Source organism: Mucilaginibacter sp. 21P, assembly GCF_019331605.1.
GTDB lineage: Bacteria > Bacteroidota > Bacteroidia > Sphingobacteriales > Sphingobacteriaceae > Mucilaginibacter > Mucilaginibacter achroorhodeus.
In genome coordinates this window covers 3,595,315-3,614,427 of sequence record NZ_CP063061.1, presented here as the reverse complement: position 1 = coordinate 3,614,427, position 19,113 = coordinate 3,595,315, and the positions used below count along the sequence as shown (strand labels likewise).

General features: G+C 41.7%; 13 protein-coding genes. 8 read left to right on the top strand and 5 right to left on the bottom strand.

The genetic code is table 11. The annotated features are described in order from the left end of the window. Positions 1–61 precede the first annotated feature (61 nt). From INP83_RS16040 to INP83_RS16010, 7 genes are all read left to right on the top strand, one after another. Complete coding sequence (locus tag INP83_RS16040) at positions 62–2,488, top strand: ABC transporter permease (RefSeq protein WP_219125064.1); 2,427 nt, start codon at positions 62–64, stop codon at positions 2,486–2,488. 56 nt (positions 2,489–2,544) lie between these two features. After that, the gene (locus tag INP83_RS16035) at positions 2,545–4,962 is read left to right on the top strand and encodes an FtsX-like permease family protein (RefSeq protein WP_219125063.1); all 2,418 of its coding nucleotides are present in this window, start codon (positions 2,545–2,547) and stop codon (positions 4,960–4,962) included. Positions 4,963–5,031: 69 nt separating this feature from the next. Further along, positions 5,032–7,428: an ABC transporter permease gene (locus INP83_RS16030; protein WP_219125062.1), complete on the top strand. Its 2,397-nt coding sequence runs from the start codon at positions 5,032–5,034 to the stop codon at positions 7,426–7,428. Between the two features lie 4 nt (positions 7,429–7,432). Then, a complete protein-coding gene (locus tag INP83_RS16025) occupies positions 7,433–9,817 on the top strand; it encodes an ABC transporter permease (RefSeq protein WP_219125061.1) in 2,385 nt (794 codons plus the stop codon). A gap of 308 nt (positions 9,818–10,125) precedes the next feature. Then, on the top strand, positions 10,126–10,803 hold the full coding sequence (locus tag INP83_RS16020; RefSeq protein WP_146270875.1) for an ABC transporter ATP-binding protein: 678 nt from the start codon (positions 10,126–10,128) through the stop codon (positions 10,801–10,803). A gap of 13 nt (positions 10,804–10,816) precedes the next feature. Next, positions 10,817–12,250 (top strand): TolC family protein, encoded by a 1,434-nt coding sequence (locus INP83_RS16015; RefSeq protein WP_219125060.1) that lies wholly within the window; start codon positions 10,817–10,819, stop codon positions 12,248–12,250. Between the two features lie 147 nt (positions 12,251–12,397). After that, a complete protein-coding gene (locus INP83_RS16010) occupies positions 12,398–13,000 on the top strand; it encodes a porin family protein (protein ID WP_219125059.1) in 603 nt (200 codons plus the stop codon). A gap of 66 nt (positions 13,001–13,066) precedes the next feature. Here the strand turns inward: INP83_RS16010 and INP83_RS16005 are convergent, their stop codons facing one another. The 4 genes from INP83_RS16005 to INP83_RS15990 all read right to left on the bottom strand — a co-directional run bounded on the left by INP83_RS16005 (position 13,067) and on the right by INP83_RS15990 (position 16,872). Continuing rightward, positions 13,067–14,326: a nucleoside permease gene (locus INP83_RS16005; protein WP_219125058.1), complete on the bottom strand. Its 1,260-nt coding sequence runs from the start codon at positions 14,324–14,326 to the stop codon at positions 13,067–13,069. 171 nt (positions 14,327–14,497) lie between these two features. Continuing rightward, positions 14,498–15,100, bottom strand: coding sequence for a bifunctional nuclease family protein (locus INP83_RS16000; RefSeq protein WP_219125057.1), 603 nt, complete (start codon positions 15,098–15,100; stop codon positions 14,498–14,500). A 29-nt stretch (positions 15,101–15,129) separates the two neighbouring features. Next, positions 15,130–16,107: an electron transfer flavoprotein subunit alpha/FixB family protein gene (locus INP83_RS15995; protein ID WP_219125056.1), complete on the bottom strand. Its 978-nt coding sequence runs from the start codon at positions 16,105–16,107 to the stop codon at positions 15,130–15,132. A gap of 27 nt (positions 16,108–16,134) precedes the next feature. Then, positions 16,135–16,872, bottom strand: a complete 738-nt coding sequence (locus INP83_RS15990) for an electron transfer flavoprotein subunit beta/FixA family protein (protein ID WP_219125055.1) — start codon at positions 16,870–16,872, stop codon at positions 16,135–16,137. A gap of 73 nt (positions 16,873–16,945) precedes the next feature. Between INP83_RS15990 and INP83_RS15985 the strand changes: the two genes are divergently transcribed. Continuing rightward, positions 16,946–17,287: a tetratricopeptide repeat protein gene (locus INP83_RS15985; protein WP_219125054.1), complete on the top strand. Its 342-nt coding sequence runs from the start codon at positions 16,946–16,948 to the stop codon at positions 17,285–17,287. 116 nt (positions 17,288–17,403) lie between these two features. On the opposite strand, the gene dnaB is transcribed toward INP83_RS15985, so the two are convergent. Continuing rightward, positions 17,404–18,960 (bottom strand): replicative DNA helicase, encoded by a 1,557-nt coding sequence (dnaB, locus tag INP83_RS15980; protein WP_219125053.1) that lies wholly within the window; start codon positions 18,958–18,960, stop codon positions 17,404–17,406. Positions 18,961–19,113 lie beyond the last annotated feature (153 nt).

Sequence of the window (19,113 nt, the reverse complement as noted above, 5' to 3'; positions counted from 1 at the left end):
GTAAATCAATTATTTAAACTTTTGGTATGGCTTTTAACTTTGTTAAGCAAATACCATCACAATGCTGAAAAATTATTTCAAGATCGCGTGGAGAAACATCCTTGGTCATAAGGCTTACTCATTTATCAATATTTCAGGTCTAACAGTAGGCATCGCTGCCTGCCTGATGATATTCGTAATTCTGCAGTTTGAAACCAGTTACGATAAATTTAATACCAGTTACAAGAACATTTATCACATTATAACCGAGCAAAAGCAGGAAGGTAATGTAAATTATAACCCAGGTGTATCGGTGCCTGGTTTAGAAGGTTTTCGTTTAGATATGCCGCAGGTAAAATTCGCCGCGGTAAACTCAAGCAATGGCAGCCAATTCACTGTGTTAGGTAATGGCGGCGGCGTGTCTGCCAGCGACAAAAAATTCATTGAGCCGATTGGTGTAATGTTTACTGAGCCGCAGTTCTTCGACATATTTACTGCAAAATGGCTTAGCGGAGATAAAAACGTTTTATCGCAGCCAAATATGGTAGTATTATCAAAAGCTACTGCCGATAAATATTTTGGCGACTGGAAAGAGGCAAACGGAAAATCGATCAAAATAGATAATTCGATAACCTTGCGTGTGGCAGGCGTTATTGAAGATGTACCAAGTAACACGGACATACCGCTTAAAGTCCTGGTATCTTATATCACCTGGAAAAACGCAGGCGACCTTTATGGCTACACAACTGAATGGGGATCACTGAGCAGCAACCACCAGATATTCGCGCTGCTACCTCAAACCATGTCGCAGGATGCCTTTCAAAAACAGATAGACATTTTTACAAAAAAAGCAACAGAGAAAAAGACAAACAGTACCCGCATACACATAGCGCAGCCGCTTGGCGAACTGCATTTTGATACCAAAGTAGGCAATACCCTTGGCGATCATTTAACCAGTAAAGCAACACTTAAAACCTTAGGTTTTATTGGTATCCTTATTATTTTAATGGCGTCTATCAACTTCATCAATTTGTCTACCGCGCAGTCAGTTGGTCGTTCAAAAGAGGTTGGTATCCGCAAGGTATTAGGCAGTACACGCTCACAACTAGTAGCACAGGTTTTAGGCGAAACTATGCTGGTAATATTATTCTCCATATTACTTGCTTTTGCATTGGCTAAAATTGCTTTACCGCACTTGAAAAACATTGCCAGCGTGCCTGATGATATTGCTTTGCTAAGCGCTGGCACAGTATTGTTTTTGGTTATAACATTTATTGTTGTTGTTCTGCTTTCAGGTATTTATCCTGCGTTGGTGGTATCGGGCTTTAAACCGGTGCTGGCTTTAAAAAACAAGATCACAGCAGCATCAATTGGGGGCATCCCGTTGCGCAGGGCATTAGTAGTGGCCCAGTTTGCCATTGCACAATTGTTGATCATAGGTACCATTGTTGCCGTTAACCAGATGAACTTTGTGAATGAAGCCGACCTCGGTTTTAATAAAGAAGCGGTATTGGTGCTACCGGGGTATACTGATAGCATCAGCTTGAGCAAGATGGAATCATTTAAAGCCAATTTGCTTCAAAATCCTAATGTAAAATCGGTAAGTTTTGCTTCTGATGCACCATCATCTGAAAACAACTCGGGATCGAACTTTTACTATAATAATTCTATGAAAGATCCCGACTTCAATACTTTCCTGAAGTTTGGCGATAATGATTATTTTAAAACTTTCGGGTTAAAGTTTGCTGCAGGCAAAGGGTTTGATAAAAGCGATACTACAAACCAGTTTGTTGTAAATGAGACTTTTATACACAAGCTTGGTATAAAGAGGGCAGAGGATGCTATTGGTAAAACCATGAAATTGGGCAGCGCCAAAACCTTCTCACCAATAGTAGGTGTGGTTAAAGATTTTAAAACCAATTCGCTGCGCGATGAGGTGAAACCGATAGCCATCTCATCAAAAAGATCGGTACTATCGCAAGTTGCGGTTAAGATAGAAACGAAAAATTTAAGCAGCACTGCTAAAACAATCCAAAGCCTTTGGGAAAAAACCTATCCTGAATATGCCTATAACGGCTATTTCCTGGACGAGAATATTGCGCAATTCTATAAGCAGGAAAACCAGTTGGCCCTGGTTTATAAATTGTTCGCCTTTATAGCTGTTTTTATTTCATGCCTTGGTTTGTATGGTTTGGTATCGTATATGGCCGTACAGCGCACCAAAGAAGTTGGCGTGCGTAAAGTACTTGGCGCGTCAGTGTTCAATATAGTGCTGCTATTCTCAAAAGAGTTTATGATACTGATAGGTATCTCTTTTGTGCTGGCAATGCCAACTGCCTGGTATATGATGAGCCAGTGGCTGCAAAACTTTGCTTACCGTATTCCTTTAACTGCAGGGGTATTCATCTTGGCAATGGCAACATCTATTTTCATAGCATGGCTAACGGTTGGTTATAAAGCAACAAAAGCAGCATTGGTAAATCCTGTAAAAAGTTTAAGAAGCGAGTGATCACGCACAAGTCATATTGAAATTCGGGAATGACTTGTTTATTTAACATTACCTTCATGATAAAAAACTACTTTAAGATCGCCTGGCGCAGTCTCGCTAAGCAAAAGGCTTACTCCCTTATCAACGTAATTGGTTTGAGTGTAGGCCTAACGGCTTGTCTGATCGTTTCCACGGTTGTTATTGATGAGTTATCATATGATAAACAGTGGTCGAAAGGCGATCGTATCTATCGTGTGCTATCCGTAAGTAATGTTATCAAGGGCGAGGCCCCGCAACCTGCTACTTTCTCAGGGCTTGGGCCTTCATTGAAACGTGACCTGCCTGAAACGGAAGATTATTGCAGGATATCTGTTATCCATAGCCGGCTTAAGCTTACCACTGATGAGGAAGGAATAAACCTTAAGGTGCTACGTGCCGAACCTACCTTTTGGAATATGTTTGATACAAAAGTACTTGAAGGAAATCCTAAAAAATTTATAAAGGGTTATACCAATATCGTTATAAGCGAAAAGATGCGCAAGCAATATTTTAAGGATAAGGAAGCCGTTGGTAAAGTGATCGAGAACGTTCCTGAGTTCGGAGATCCGAAGAGATACCTCGTTACCGGCGTAATTGAAAACTTACCGCAAAACTCACATTTACAGGCCGATGTGATCACGCTCAACGAATACCGGGCTCAGGATAATCGCATACCGGGCATTAATGAAGGTTACACGTTTGAGCCGCAATATGTGCTGTTAAAGCGCGGAACAAACATTGAAGCTTTTACTAAAAAAGTTAATCAGTGGTACGCGGTGAACTACAAGGGAAAGGTATTAGACTATTTATTCAGACTCCAGCCTTTAAAAGATATTTATTTAAGATCTGATTTTCCTGCGGTGCAGGAAGTGCATGGCAACATCCGTAACGTTTATATTTTTGCGGTGATAGCTGCTTTATTATTAATTATAGCCTGCATTAACTTTATCAACCTGACCATTTCAAGGGTGTTCACACGTGCACGGGAGACAGGTGTTAGAAAAGCACTTGGCGCGGGTACCGCTCAGATCATTGCCCGCTTTTTAGCAGAGTCGGTGCTGTTTTTTGCGTTATCTTTTGCAATTGCGGTAATACTATATCCTATACTGATCAAATACGTTGAGGTTTATCTCGGTCATCCTTTGGTCATCAATCTTTTCAACGGGGCATTTCTATTTATCGCTATCGCTGGTGTTGCAATGGTAAGTTTGCTAACCGGGTTATATCCTGCCTGGTATTTATCCAAACCCAAGCCAACTGTGATTTTTAGAGACAAGCTACCAACAAGCGGTGGTTTAAACTTGCTTAAAAGATCATTGATAGTTGGCCAATTTACCATATCAGCTACTATTATCATTGCCACTCTTGTGGTACGTTATCAAGTTGATTTTATGAGCCAGCGCGATCTGGGTTTCGATAAAAGCAACCTTGTTAATATAGATTTTACAGACTGGGGCAAAACAGGAGAAAGCTTTAAAAATACGGTAAAACAAATACCAGGTGTTACGGGTGCCAGTATCACTAATTGGTATCCTTCATCAGGGTCGGGTTCAATGTCGCGTGGTGTAAAACTTGACAAAAAAAACGTAACGCTGTATTTTATTCAAGGTGATGCCGATCTGCCTTACATTATGGGCTTTAGGCTCCGGAAAGGTCGACTGTTTGATAGAAATACAAATGCCGACGCGCTAAGTCAGGATTCGTTAATGGGGGGTGTTACCGATCCTGAAACCAAAAGGCTGATAACCAGCCAACCAATTTTAGCAACAGCGTATACAGCCAAATTAATGGGCCTTAAGATCAATACTCTTGCCGGCAAGTTTGAAGGTATGCCGGTAGGTGTCGTTTCTGATTTTTATAGTGAATCGCTCCACAACAAGGTCAAGCCGACCGTTATACAGGCCATAAAGGATCAGCGTTACGGGGCAATGCTTATCAAAACAATTCCGGGTAACGGCAAGCATGTGCTGGAAGCTGTGAACAAACTTTATAAAAGTTATTACCCTGCAAGACCTTTCAAATATAATTGGGTAAGCGATCTGATTGACAGGCAATACCGCGCTGATTTTAAATTACAGCAACTGTTTACTTGTTTCAGCTTACTCATCATTTTCCTGGCTTGCATAGGCTTGTTTGGTGTTGTTGCCTTCGCTACCGAGCAGCGGATAAAAGAGATCGGGATAAGAAAGGTGTTGGGTGCAAGCGTACAAGACATCGTTACATTAATATCAGTCGACTTCATCAAGCTGGTATTGGTAGCGTTTTTAATAGCTTCCCCGATAGCTTGGTACGCCATGAATGCCTGGCTGCAGAATTATGCATACCGCGTTAGTATACCGGTATGGGCATTTGGCTTAGGCGGGGCAAGCATTGTGGTACTTGCGTTAATAACCATTAGTTTCAAGTCAGTACGAGCAGCTTTTATTAATCCTGCTGAGAGTTTACGAGCTGATTAAAGATGATAAATTATAGATAGCAATTGGTAACCGCACTTTTAGGATCTAATTATTTTACGATTTACCTTTATGATAAAAAACTACTTTAAGATCGCCTGGCGAAACCTTTGGAAAAACAAGGTATCGTCGGTAATAAACATTGTTGGCCTGGCCGTTGGTATGGCTGCCTGCATTGTGATATTGCTGTTTGTTGCCTATGAAAAAAGCTTTGACAATTTTCATGGCGATAATATTGTAAGGATTAGTGAAGTGCAAAAATTTCCGGGTATGGCTGCCTCGCAGAAAGTAGGCTTATCGATGTTCCCGATGGGGCCATCTTTAAAAGCCGATTTCCCGGAAGTGCAACAATTCACAAGGGTAAAGTGGGATAAAAAATACCAGATGACCAACCGCGACAAGCGGGTGTTTTTACCACAGGTATTTGCGGTTGATTCCTCGTTTCTAAAAATATTCAATTTTAAAGTATTGAAAGGGAACGCGCAGGACGCCATTGAAAAACCAAATAGCATTGCTATTACACAAGAGACCGCTCAAAAATTATTCGGTAATGAAAACCCTTTAGGGAAAACTATTAACCACTACGGCGGCGATACCATAAACTTTATGGTAACTGCTGTTATGGCCAACTGCCCTAAAAATTCTCAATTGCAATTTGATGCGCTTTACTCTTTAGCAGGTATACACCAGAAATGGATGGATAACTGGGGAGGTAACTGGTTAAATACCTACCTGAAATTAACGCCCGGCACCAAACTTACTGTTTTTGAGGGAAAGATGCCGGCATTTTTAAAGAAACACATGAAGGGCGACGGATGGAAATATTATGAACTATTTTACCTGCCGTTAAAAGATATACATGCTGCGTCAGCAGATATTGGTTTGGATTATCTCAACTATCAGAAGTTTGATAGAAAAGCTACTAATCTGTTTGCATTGATTGCTTTAATAGTGCTGGCTATTGCATGTGTTAATTTCATGAACTTATCCACCGCCCGTTCTGCTGACAGGGCTAAGGAGGTTGGAATCCGAAAATCAATAGGTGCCAACAGGCCGCAATTGGCTATCCAGTTTTTAGCAGAGACTGTGTTACTATCATTGCTGGCACTTGTTTTAGCAATTGTGCTTGTAGAGATTTCTTTGCCGCTTGTGAATAATTTAAGCCAGCGCGACCTCAGTCTTAATATCACCGGTAATCCCGGCTTTATCTTTTTGCTTATTGCAGGAGCCTTGTTTGTGGGTACTATTTCCGGGATATATCCTGCGGTTTTCCTGTCATCTTTTCAACCGGTAAAGGTTTTAAAAGGTTCTGTTGAAACCGGCAAAAATAAAGGCGCCCTGCGCAATGTGTTGGTAGTGGCCCAATTTACAAGCGCCGTATTTCTGATGATTGCCACCGTGTTTGTGGTTAAGCAGTTGCGCTTTATGCAGGATAAAGATCCCGGCTTCACGCGCGACCAGATCGTGAACATTCCGCTTGATAATATCTCCGGCCGTAATTATGAATTATTTAAGCAGCAGTTACTGGGTAATACTCTTGTAGCAGATGTTACGGCTTCGCAAGATCAGTTAGGTAGCCACCTTGATCAAAATGGCGTTTCCTTTAAATATAATAATGACGCTTTGCGCGAATTGGCTGCCACTCAATTGGTTGTCGATGATAATTATCTGCGCACTTATAACATCAAAATGGTTGAAGGTAAAAACTTCTCTTCTGAAAAATCAGCCAACGGCCACCAATACATTGTGAACGAATCGATGGCGAAAGAGTTGCTGAAAGATCATTCTAAAGCACCTTTATCATCTCTGATAGGGCAGCGGTTTGGGTATGACTCTTTGGGCGTGATAACAGGTATTGCCAAAGATTTTAACTTTAACTCGTTGCATTATAAAGTTGAGAATCTTTTTATAGTTAACCAGGATCAATGGGGATTTAATACTGTATCAGTAAAGCTAAAAGCAGGTAAATCAAAAGAAGCCCTTGAGTATATCAAAGCCACCTGGAAAAAGATCAATCCCGATTACCCTTTTGAATACCAGTTTCTTGACGACCACTTTGCTGAAGTTTACCAGGCCGACACACAGGTAAGCAAAATAGTAGGCGTACTGGCCGTGTTAGCCATCATGATATCTTGCCTCGGCTTATTTGGCCTCGCATCGTTCTCTGCCGAGAAACGAATCAAGGAGATTGGCGTGCGTAAGGTGTTGGGGGCATCGGTAAAAAGTATTGTGGTATTACTTACCAGCCATTTTGTAAAACTGGTGCTAATTGCTAATCTTATTGCCTGGCCGCTTGCCTGGTACACCGTAAATCACTGGTTGCAAAGCTTCGCATTCCGCATTAATGTAACTTGGGGCGCATTCGCAATTGTAGCGTTATCGTCCCTGTTTATCGCGGTTGCAACTATCAGTTATCAATCCATAAAAGCAGCTATAGTTAATCCTGTTAAAAGCCTAAGAAACGAATAATCACATGTTAAAGAACCATTTTAAAATAGCCTTACGCAATCTTTGGAAACACAAGGTGTTTTCATTTATCAATATTACAGGTCTTTCGGTAGGTATTACCGCCTGTTTCTTCATTTTTATGTATGTAGCTTTTGAATTGAGCTATGATAAGTTCCATACTAAGGTAGATAATATCTACCGCCTGGTTACGGATATTAAAAGCCCGTCAGAAACCATTAATACCGATGCTACATCATGGGCGTTTGCCCCAAATCTTAAACCTGAATTTCCAGAAATAGAGGCATTTGTACGTGTGCAACGAAGCGGTTATCTGATTCGTAAGGATAATATTAAATTTCAGGAAGATAACGCCATGCTGGCCGATTCTAACTTTTTTAAAGTATTCGATTTTAAGCTTTTGAAAGGTGATGTAAATACTGCTTTAACTGCGCCTGCCAGTATTGTATTCAGTGAAACTACAGCTAAGAAGTATTTTGGAGATGCTGACCCGATCGGAAAAACGGTTTTGATGTCTGGTGATGCCGTGCCGGCAGTAGTAACCGGCGTGATGAAAGATATGCCAGGCAATTCGCAAATTCATGCGGATCTTTTGATTTCCATGACTTCACTTACCCAAAAATTTCGTCCGGATATTGATAAACAATGGGGGAACTATGGTGCAAATACTTACTTGTTATTAAAGCCCGGTTCTAATTATAAAGCATTGGAAGCAAAGTTTCCACCGTTCATGGAAAAACATAACGGTAAGGATGCACGTGAAAGTAAGATGTTTGCTAAGCTTTTATTAGAGCCGATGAAAGATGTGTACTTACACACCACCCGCGGCGGGCAGGAAGTAGGTAGCATGAGTAACGTTTATATTTTTAGCATTGTTGCAGTATTTATCTTATTGATAGCTTGTATAAACTTTATTAACCTTACTACAGCGAGGTCTGTTGAGCGGGCTAAGGAGGTGGGTATACGCAAGGTTGTGGGTGCTGCAAAGGGCGAATTGGCCGCACAATTTATCGGCGAATCTGTGGCTCTGTGTATGATAGCCTTTTTCATAACAATAGCCTTATCTGCATTGCTGCTGCCTTTATTTAACCAGCTGGCGGGTAAAACTGTAAGTGAGGGTATCTTTACTACACCTGGATATATTGCCGGTTTGTTTGGCTTATCGGTGGTGATAGGTTTATTAGCCGGAGTTTATCCCGCGCTGGTGTTATCATCATTTAGGCCGGTATCTGTTCTTAAGGGGAGGTTCTCTACCGGCACAAAGGGTAACATACTGCGAAAAACACTTGTGGTTGCACAGTTCAGTATTTCCATTGCACTTATCATCGGCACCATTGTGGTATACGATCAAATGAATTACATGCGCAACCAGGATCTTGGTTTTTCTAAAGACCAGACACTGGTATTGGAAACCGATAACGACCCTGGCCAGGATGCTTTTAGGCAGGCAATCAGCGGTTTGCCCGGCGTAAAGGGAGCTACGTTGTCCTCGAGTGTGCCTGGTGGTGGTGAAAACGGTGCTTATTCCGAGATAGAGAATAGCAAAGGCGACCTGCAGGTAGCTAACCTTGCACTTTATTTTGTTGACTTTGATTACATCAAAAACTACGGCATCAAAATACTTGCCGGAAGGCCCTTCTCCCGTGATTTTATGAATACCGATACTGCCCAGGCCATGATCATCAATGAGGAGGCAGCAAAGCTGTTTGGCTATGCCACGCCCGAAAAAGCGATCGGACGCAGGTTTAAACAATGGGGCCGTGAAGGTAAGATAGTGGGCGTAATGAAGAATTTTCACTATCGATCATTACAGGAAAAAATTGACCCGCTGACTATGCGGGTGGAGATGAAGGCCTTAAACAAGGTGTCTGTAAAACTAAGCGCTGCTAACCTACCTTCAACCTTATCTCAAATTGAGACCAAGTGGAAGCAATACGTACCTAACAAGCCTTATACCTATTATTTCCTTGATGAATTTTTTGACCGCCAGTACCGAAGCGAACAACGTTTTGGGAAGTTGTTTTTCAACTTTGCCATCTTAGCAATTGCAATATCTTGTTTGGGTTTATTAGGGCTGGCATCATATGCAACCTACCAGCGTACCCGAGAGATCGGTATCCGCAAGGTTTTAGGCGCATCTACAACTGGCATCGTAAATATGCTATCGATAGATTTTATGAAGCTGGTAATAATATCATTCTTAATTGCTACGCCAATAGCATGGTATTTTATGCATAAGTGGCTGGCTGATTTCGCCTACAGGATTGAGATACAATGGTGGGTGTTTGCTTTGGCCGGTACCCTCGCAGTAGTAGTGGCATTAACAACCATCAGTTTTCAGGCTATACGCGCCGCGTTAACCAATCCGGTGAAAAGTTTGCGCTCTGAATAGAGCTTGTTGATTAGAGATCAGAGATCAGTTAATTAGAGGTTAGACTTAAAAGTTTAACCTCTTTTAATTTATACGCGCCCCAACTAATCTCTAATCACGCAATCTCTGATCACTACGCGCGCAATACTGTATCATAACCGTACGCATCATGTACATAAGCGTACAGTTAGATGTTGATAAATTCAATATAAAGTATTGAAATACAATTAATTATGACTTTGGTATATAATTCACTTATCAATACCAAAACAGTTTAAGAAATTGCGGGACAAACAACCCATTAATTCATCAATCACAATTAATCAAAAATGTTATCACTGCAGCACATTTCAAAGTATTACCAGGTAGGCGGAAACAAAAACTACGTTATTAACGACATCAGCCTTGATGTTGAAGAGGGCGAGTTTGTTTCGATCATGGGCCCATCAGGCTCAGGCAAATCTACATTGCTTAACATCATAGGCATGTTAGATGAGCCATCAGGCGGCTACCACTACTTTGTAGAACAACCCGTACATCAGCTTAAAGAGAAGCAACGCTCGGCTTTATACAAACAATACATCGGCTTTGTATTCCAGGCATACCATCTTATTGACGAACTTACCGTTGCCGAGAATATCGAAACACCTTTGATCTATCAGGATGTAAAAGGCAGTGAGCGTAAAGCCATGGTTGCCGATATGCTTGACAGGTTTCAAATAGTAGGCAAAAAGGATCTCTTCCCGGCGCAGCTTTCAGGAGGCCAACAACAATTGGTTGGTATAGCCCGCGCTTTAATAGCTAAACCGAAATTGATATTGGCTGATGAGCCTACCGGTAACCTTAACTCAAAACAGGGTGAGGAGATAATGGAATTGTTCCGTAAGCTGAATAAAGAAGACGGCGTTACCATCATCCAGGTTACGCACTCTGAAAAAAACGCTGAATATGGCTCGCGTATCATAAACCTGCTGGATGGAAGGGTAGAGTCCATCAAAAACCTCTGAACTATAATACAAAATGCGATACTCTAAATTTTTACTTGTTTCCTTAATAGCACTTTCGCCGGCGTTTGTACAAGCGCAAACTGCTGATAGCGTACTTAACCTGCAGCAATGCATAGATATTGCTATCAAGAATAATCTTGATGTTAAAAAAAGCAATATACTGGCCCAATCAGCTAAAATTGATAACAACCAAGCAAAAGAATATTTACTGCCATCAGTAAACGCACAGGTTGATCATGGTATCAACAATGGTCGTAACATTAACCCGTTTACCAACACATATGTCAATCAATCGTTAACCTACGGAAACTACAGCCTTAGCGGTGATCTTACCCTGTTTAGTGGTTTGCAAAACCTTAACCGTATCAAACAGGCATCTTTAGCTTACGAAGCCGGTAAAATGGATTTCCAACAGGCTAAAGATCTGGTAACCATCAATGTTATTACTGCTTATTTGCAGGTGTTGGATAATAATGAATTGTTATCGCAAGCAAAAAAACAACTGGCGGTAGCTAAACAACAGGTAGACCGCCTTGAGATATTGGAGAAGAAGGGTGCTAACAAAACACCATCAGATCTTTATGATCTTAAAGGTACTTATGGCGATAACCAACTATCTTATGTAAATGCGGTATCAACCCTTGAAACCTCGAAGCTTAATTTACTGCAGATATTGAATATACCATATCGAAGAGGTATTACGCTGGCACCTGTTGATGCGCAAAATCTCTCTAAACAAACCGACGCAAGTTCTGAGACTATATATTCAACAGCTTTAAATCAACTGGCTTTGGTTAAAGCAGCCACACTGCGACGTAAAAGCGCTGAAAAAGCAGTTAGTGTTGCCAAAGGTGTTCTATATCCAACAGTATCGTTATTTGGCGGTATATACACTAATTATTCGAGCGCTGCACAGCGCTCTGTATTTAGAGACTCCAGCGTGGTTAACACCGGACAGTATATTAACACGGCAGCCGGTCAGCAACCCGTATTGTCAACGCAGGCAAACTTTGATAACCGCAGCATTGGCTACTATGATCAGTTTAAAAACAACTATAGTACTCAAGTTGGAATAAGCGTCAGGATCCCGATCTTAAATTATTTCCAAAATCGCAATAAAGTAGCTAAGGCTAAACTTGATCTTGAAACTTACAAAGCCGTTGAGGAAAATACACGGATCAAACTTAGGCAGGATGTTGAACAGGCTTACCTGAACATGGAATCAGCATACAATAGGTTTAATGCTTTGCAGGAGCAGGTGAAGGCCTATGCAGAGTCTTTCCGTATTGCCGAGATACGTTTCAATGCCGGTGTGCTTAACTCCGTAGACTATGTATTAGCTAAAAACTATCTTGACCGTGCAAACTTTAACTTGATAAATGCACGTTACGATTGCTATATCTACAACAAGATATTAGATTATTACCAGGGCCGATTATCACTGTAAACTCAAATAACCTTATAACAATATCGTCCGGATGAGAGATTCACTTGTCCGGACTTTTTATATTTATCAAAAATATTTTATAAATAAAATTGCAGCAACAACACAAAATGTTGCAAACTATGTTAAACCCTAAAATCCATAAAACCGATGAAAAAATTATTACTTACCCTCAGCTTATTTGCTGCATTTACCACAATAAGCAAAGCACAATTGCTACCTAAGGTGCAATTTGGTGCCAAAGCCGGTGTTAACTTATCGAGCCTATCAAACAATAATGGTACTTTCAGTTCTGATAACCGTGCAGGTTACCTTGCCGGTTTCTGGGCTCGTTTTGGTGCTATTGGTTTTAACTTCCAACCGGAGTTATACATCACCAGCAAAAACGTTGATATTAACAGCAGCAATGTAAAAATTGGTTCTGCCAAATTTACCAGTATAGATGTGCCTTTATTGTTAGGCGGCAAAGTTGGCGCATTTGGTTTAGGCGGCCGTTTCTACGCAGGTCCGCTATTGTCGTTCGCTATTAATAAAGACAATAACTTTGGTACCGCTGTAAGCCAGGCAACTGCTTTCCGTTATAAAGATTCAAACTTCGCGTTAACTGCTGGTGCAGGTGTTGATATCAGAAGGTTCTCGATCGATTTACGATATGAAGCTGGTTTAACTAAACAAGAGTATTTTGATGGTTCTACCAACTATAAAACCCGTGTAAGCTTATTTAACCTGAGCTTAGGTTACGCGTTTTTGTAAGACATTTACAATCACAAAAAAGCCGGTGTATTTAAATACACCGGCTTTTTTATTGTTATATAAAATTTATGCATGCTCTATAGCATGTTTTAAAGCTGCGTTATGCTTGTATTTAAAAACAAAAGGAAAAACTACTGAAATGGCCAGGGCATAAAGCGCAAATGTGATCCAGATGCCGTGCCAGTTTTTAGTGTTGTTGGCAAGTGTAAAATACTTGTCTATGATAACACCACTTGCAAAGCTGCCGAACAGTGCACCGAACCCATTCACCATCATCATAAATAGCCCTTGTGCGCTGCCGCGAATTTCAGGTGAAGCTTGTGTTTCTACGAAAAGGGAGCCGGATATATTGAAAAAATCGAACGCCATACCGTAAACGATACAGGATAGGATGATCATCCACAAGCCATTAGCAGGGTCGCCGAAGGCAAAAAGACCGAAGCGAAGCACCCATGCCAGCATGCTGAACAGCATTACATACTTAATACCAAATTTGCGCAGGAAGAAAGGAATGGCCAGGATAAATAATGTCTCAGAGATCTGGCTGATAGACATGATAATTGCCGGATACTTTACAGCGATAGTATTCTGATATGCCGGTACATTTTTAAAATCATGAATGTAAGTGTCGCCATATGCATTGGTTAATTGTAAAGCAGCGCCTAACAAAAGCGAGAAAGCAAAGAAAATAGCAAAACGGGGTGATTTAAATAAAGCGAAGGCGTTTAACCCTAATACATCTACCAGCGTTTTTTTGTCTGCTTTTTTGTTAAGCGGCGGGCACTTCGGTAAAGTGAAGGCATAGATCCCTAATGCAAAAGCCACCGCTGCAGATATATAGAATTGATTAGCCGATGTTTCGTTATGGGTTAGGCTTACTGTCCACAATGCAACAATAAAACCAACCGTTCCCCATGTACGGATAGGCGGGAAGGTTTTAACGATATCAATACCCTGGCTTTTTAAAGCCGAATAACCGACCGTAATTGATAAAGATAGTGTAGGCATATAGAAAGCCATATTAACCAGCATCACCCAGAAAAAAGTTACCGGGTTTGTTATCATGGGCAGAATACATAATGTTAAACCGCCTAAGAAGTGCATGATGCCGTATAACTTTTCGGCATTTATGAATTTGTCAGAAAGGATTCCGGTAAGGGTAGGCATCAGGATAGAGGAGATGCCCATAGTAGAAAATATTGCGCCAAATTGCGCACCAGACCATTGTTTATTTTGAAACCAATATGCACCAATGGTTAGCAGCCAGGCTCCCCAAATAAAGAATTGCATAAAGTTCATCAGTATTAAGCGAAACTTAATATTCATAGAGCTCAGGCGGTAAAGTCAGTAATAATCAATGTTTAAACAAAGGCGAAAATTAACGAAATATTATGAAACTGTAATTAACTAATTTTCGATTTACAGATCTGATACGTTATAATTTAAGATGAGTATGTAGCGCAATAAAAAAGGGAAGTTTACACTTCCCTTTTTTATTTATGATGCTTTACGCTTATTCAATTCGTCCCTTATTTTTGCGGCTTTTTCATAAGCCTCCTCAGCCAGTGCGTCCTGTAACTTTATCTTAAGTTCTTCTTCACTTAAAGTAGTATAAGATCCTGTTGCAGAGTGTGTTGCGGTCTTATCTTCCGGTGTTTCATTAATGTTTTCAAGGTAAACAAAATCGTTACCCTCTATCACAATGCCTGCCGTTGACAGGATAAACTCGTATGTATAGATAGGACAGTCAAACCGCACAGATACCGCGATGGCATCAGATGTGCGGGCATCTATCTCAACTGTTTTTTTGCCATCAAAGCAAACCAGTTTAGCATAAAAGATACCATCAACCAGGTTGTAGATAATGATCTCCTGTATGTTGATGTTAAACGCCTGGCCAAAGCTTTTAAAAAGATCATGTGTAAGCGGACGGCTTGGCGTCATCTTCTCAATTTCAATAGCAATAGCTTGCGCCTCAAAACTGCCTATAATAATTGGTAACCGTCTGCGGCCGTTTACCTCGCCCAAAACCAAAGCGTAAGCGCCGGATTGTGTTTGGCTGTAAGATAGCCCAACAATGTCCAGCTCGATCTTTTTCATGTCGTTACCCATCACTGCAAATATACACTTTAAGCTGATGCTTTATACTCCTTTACGGCAGCAATAAGTTTGGGCAATACATCAAAAGCATCGCCTACAATGCCGTAATCAGCTACTTTGAAGAACGGCGCTTCGGCATCTTTGTTTATTGCAACAATAACTTTTGACGAGCTGATACCAGCCAAGTGCTGTATTGCCCCCGAGATACCAATGGCAATATAAAGATTAGGGCTTACAGCGATCCCCGTTTGACCAACGTGTTCGCTGTGGGGGCGCCAGCCTGCGTCTGATACAGGTTTGGAACATGCTGTAGCTGCGCCAAGCAGATCAGCCAGTTCTTCAACCATGCCCCAGTTCTCAGGGCCTTTTAAGCCACGGCCGGCTGAAACAACAATTTCGGCATCAGGTAAGGAAACTTTATCTGTAGATCGAACGATCTCTTTAAGCATCTGCTTAAAATCGGATTCTTTAGTTTCAACGGTAAAATCCTCAACCTGCGCGGTGCCACCTGTTTCTACAACCTTGTAAGAGTTTGGGGTAAGTGCAATAACCTTATTGGCTGAGGTAAGTTCTACCACGGCAAAAGCTTTACCGGAGAAAGCGGTCTTTTTAATTGTGAACTTGCCACCGTTTTGCTCCGGTAAGGCAACAGCGCCATCGGCAACACCGGCTTGTAGTTTAACAGCAACCCGGGGAGCAAGGCCACGGCCACTAAAAGAGTTTGACAAAACAACTATGTCTGCACCTTGCGCTTTCGCTGCTTCTGCAATTACCGATGCATAAGCCTGGTTTACAAAGTTCTTAAGTTTATCGTTGCTTACATTCAACACTTTTTCTGCGCCATATTTGCCAAGTGCGGCCAGCTCATCGGCAGCAACATCACCAATGGAAATGGCTACAAGGTTGGTCCTCTTTTGGTCGGCAATGGCTTTGGCATAAGACACAGCCTCGAATATCGATTTTTTGAATTTGCCATCGGCATTTTCAGCATATATTAAAACTGACATATTGATCTGTTGGTAGTTATAAATAAATTAAATAACGCGGGCTTCGCTGTGAAGTAACTCAACCAGTTTGGCTGTATCATCGGCTGGTACCAAAGTAACCTGTCCGCGTGGCGCAGGCGTTTCATAGCTGATGATCTCCGAAGTTGTAGGCACTTCTACCGGCTCAACAACGGTAAGCGGTTTGGTGCGCGCACTCATTATTCCGCGCATGTTAGGAATCTTTGGCTCGGCAACGCCTTCAGCTGTGCCGGCTACAAAAGGCAGGGGGAGGGTTATTACCTCTTTGCCACCTTCTATTTCGCGCTCAACGGTGGCTTCGCTATCAGTAGCATCCAATTTTTTAATGATGGAAACTGATGGAATGTCAAGTAATTCGGCCAGCATACCTGCAACTTTAGAACCATTGTAGTCAATGGATTCGCGGCCGGTCAGGATCAGGTCAAAAGGATTTTGTTTAACATACTCAGCTATCTGGTAAGCAACGTACCAGGCATCATGCGGTTTGGCGTTGATCCGCACGGCATCAGTTGCGCCAATGGCCAGGGCTTTGCGAATAGTGGCTTCGGTTGAAGCATCACCAACGTTTATCACAGTTACCGAACCTTTACCGCCGTCAGTTAGTTCAATAGCACGCGCAAGCGCAATCTCATCGTATGGGTTAAGAATAAATTGAACGCCGTTGGTATTAAATTGCGTGTTGTTATCGGTAAAGGTTATTTTTGTCGTGGTATCCGGAACGTTACTGATACATACCAATACTTTCATAATATATAATTGGTTTTTATAGGTATTTGATTAGGGTTACGGGCAAATTTAGTTAAAAAAGAACGAGTTTGAAATGGACACAAGCAGATTAGAGAAGCTGTTGGCCTTTATAGAAAATGAGCCGAATGATGAGTTTTTGAAATACGCACTGGCAACAGAATATCTGCGTTTAAATGATACGCAGAAGGCTCTGGCTTATTATGAAGACCTGGTAAACAATCACGCAAATTATACAGGAACGTACTATCATTTAGGCAAATTGTATGAGGCGCTAAACCGCCGTGATGATGCGATAGCCATCTACCAAAAAGGGATTGAGGTGACCCGTGCTAAACGTGATATGCATGCATTATCAGAGCTACAGGGGGTTTATAATAATCTCGTGGGCTTTGATGATGATGACGATTATTATTGATTTTTAGATCAAGAGTCAGGACACAAGAATCAGGATTTTTAAAATTAGATAAATAAGAAAGCCGCTTATAAAACATTAGCGGCTTTTTGTCTTGTATCTTGGTTCTTGATTCTAAATTAAAACGGCGGCTCATCCTCCATATCGTCCATGCGTGACGGGCGGATGATGAAGTTGCTTGGTTTATCAAAATCTTGGTTTGGTGTTAAGCCCGAGAAAGCTGCATTCATAGGGGGGAAGCCGTCCATGTTTGTTTCCAAGTCGGTAAACTTAACGTATTTACCAACGAACTTCAATCTTACGCGACCAGTTTCGCCGTTACGGTGTTTTGCGATGATAACTTCACCAACACCTTGGGTAGGATTGTTATCTTCATCCACATCCAAACCATAATATTCTGGGCGGTAAAGGAACAATACCATATCTGCATCCTGTTCAATTGAACCGGATTCACGTAAGTCAGACAACATGGGGCGTTTCGATCCACCAGGGCGGCTCTCTACGGCACGGCTTAACTGCGATAGTGCAATTACAGGCACATTAAGCTCTTTTGCCACGGTTTTAAGCGCACGCGAAATACTACCTATTTCCTGCTCGCGGTTACCACCTTTACCATCGCTTTTACCATGCATCAGCTGCAGGTAGTCAATAATGATCAGTTGGATATCATGCTGAGATTTTAAACGACGACATTTAGCGCGGAACTCAAATATGTTAAGGGATGGGGTATCATCTATGATAAGCGGGGCCTGCTCCAACCTGCCTATCTTTGAGTGCAGTTGCTGCCATTCCCATTCTTCTAATGTACCCTTGCGGATCTTTTCCTGCTCAATTTCCGTTTCTCCGGAAATTAAACGATTCACCAACTGTACAGACGACATCTCGAGCGAAAACACTACAACAGGCTTATCAAAGTCAACCGCCGCGTTACGGGCACAACTAAGTACGAAAGCCGTTTTACCCATAGCAGGGCGGGCCGCAATGATCACAAGGTCGGATTTTTGCCAGCCAGAGGTCATACGGTCAAGCTCCGTAAAGCCAGAGGCAACACCGGTAAGGCCATCTTGCTTGTCTTTAAGCGCCTCGATGTCGCGTAGCGCTTCCTGCATCAGGTCATCCATCTTGCGCGAATCGCGACGCAGGTTATTTTGCGCTATTTCAAAGAGGTTTTTCTCAGCCTTGTCAAGCAGGTCGAACACGTCGCTGGTATCCTCGTAAGCATTGGTTACAATGTCAGTTGATATACGTATCAGTTCGCGCTGGATAAATTTTTGAATGATGATACGCGAGTGATACTCAATATTTGCAGCAGAAGCAACCCTGTTGGTTAATTCGGTGATGTAATAAGCTCCGCCTACCATTTCCAACTCACCCGTTTGGCGAAGCTGTGCAGTAACCGTAAGAATGTCAACGGGAGAAGTTTTTTCGAAAAGGTGTGCTATTACAGCAAATATCTTCTGGTGCCTGATATCATAAAACACTTCGGGTTTAAGAACGTCAATTACTGATGAAAGGGCATCTTTCTCCAGCATCAAAGCACCCAACACAGCCTCTTCCAAATCAAGGGCTTGCGGCGGTATTTTGCCCATATTATTCTGCGGAAGCGCATTGGTGAAACGTGCTCTGCGCTCGCCGGTGTTGGCTTTGTAATTAGGGGAATCGTTCTCAAAAATCATAGCAAACAAAAATATACAAATTTTACTGGCGCATGCTCATAATTCATCCACATAGTGTATTTAGGTTTCAACAGAAACATTATCAGCGCTATAATTTTCGCGGTTAATAGTTAACACCAAATGTTTAAAACGTGTTAATAACGCCGCAAGTAT

Bases quoted from the DNA above. Each gene is read 5' to 3' on its own strand.
- INP83_RS16040 (WP_219125064.1), top strand. From the start codon at position 62: ATGCTGAAAAATTATTTCAAGATCGCGTGGAGAAACATCCTTGGTCAT.
- INP83_RS16035 (WP_219125063.1), top strand. From the start codon at position 2,545: ATGATAAAAAACTACTTTAAGATCGCCTGGCGCAGTCTCGCTAAGCAA.
- INP83_RS16030 (WP_219125062.1), top strand. From the start codon at position 5,032: ATGATAAAAAACTACTTTAAGATCGCCTGGCGAAACCTTTGGAAAAAC.
- INP83_RS16025 (WP_219125061.1), top strand. From the start codon at position 7,433: ATGTTAAAGAACCATTTTAAAATAGCCTTACGCAATCTTTGGAAACAC.
- INP83_RS16020 (WP_146270875.1), top strand. From the start codon at position 10,126: ATGTTATCACTGCAGCACATTTCAAAGTATTACCAGGTAGGCGGAAAC.
- INP83_RS16015 (WP_219125060.1), top strand. From the start codon at position 10,817: ATGCGATACTCTAAATTTTTACTTGTTTCCTTAATAGCACTTTCGCCG.
- INP83_RS16010 (WP_219125059.1), top strand. From the start codon at position 12,398: ATGAAAAAATTATTACTTACCCTCAGCTTATTTGCTGCATTTACCACA.
- INP83_RS16005 (WP_219125058.1), bottom strand. From the start codon at position 14,326: ATGAATATTAAGTTTCGCTTAATACTGATGAACTTTATGCAATTCTTT.
- INP83_RS16000 (WP_219125057.1), bottom strand. From the start codon at position 15,100: ATGAAAAAGATCGAGCTGGACATTGTTGGGCTATCTTACAGCCAAACA.
- INP83_RS15995 (WP_219125056.1), bottom strand. From the start codon at position 16,107: ATGTCAGTTTTAATATATGCTGAAAATGCCGATGGCAAATTCAAAAAA.
- INP83_RS15990 (WP_219125055.1), bottom strand. From the start codon at position 16,872: ATGAAAGTATTGGTATGTATCAGTAACGTTCCGGATACCACGACAAAA.
- INP83_RS15985 (WP_219125054.1), top strand. From the start codon at position 16,946: ATGGACACAAGCAGATTAGAGAAGCTGTTGGCCTTTATAGAAAATGAG.
- dnaB (WP_219125053.1), bottom strand. From the start codon at position 18,960: ATGATTTTTGAGAACGATTCCCCTAATTACAAAGCCAACACCGGCGAG.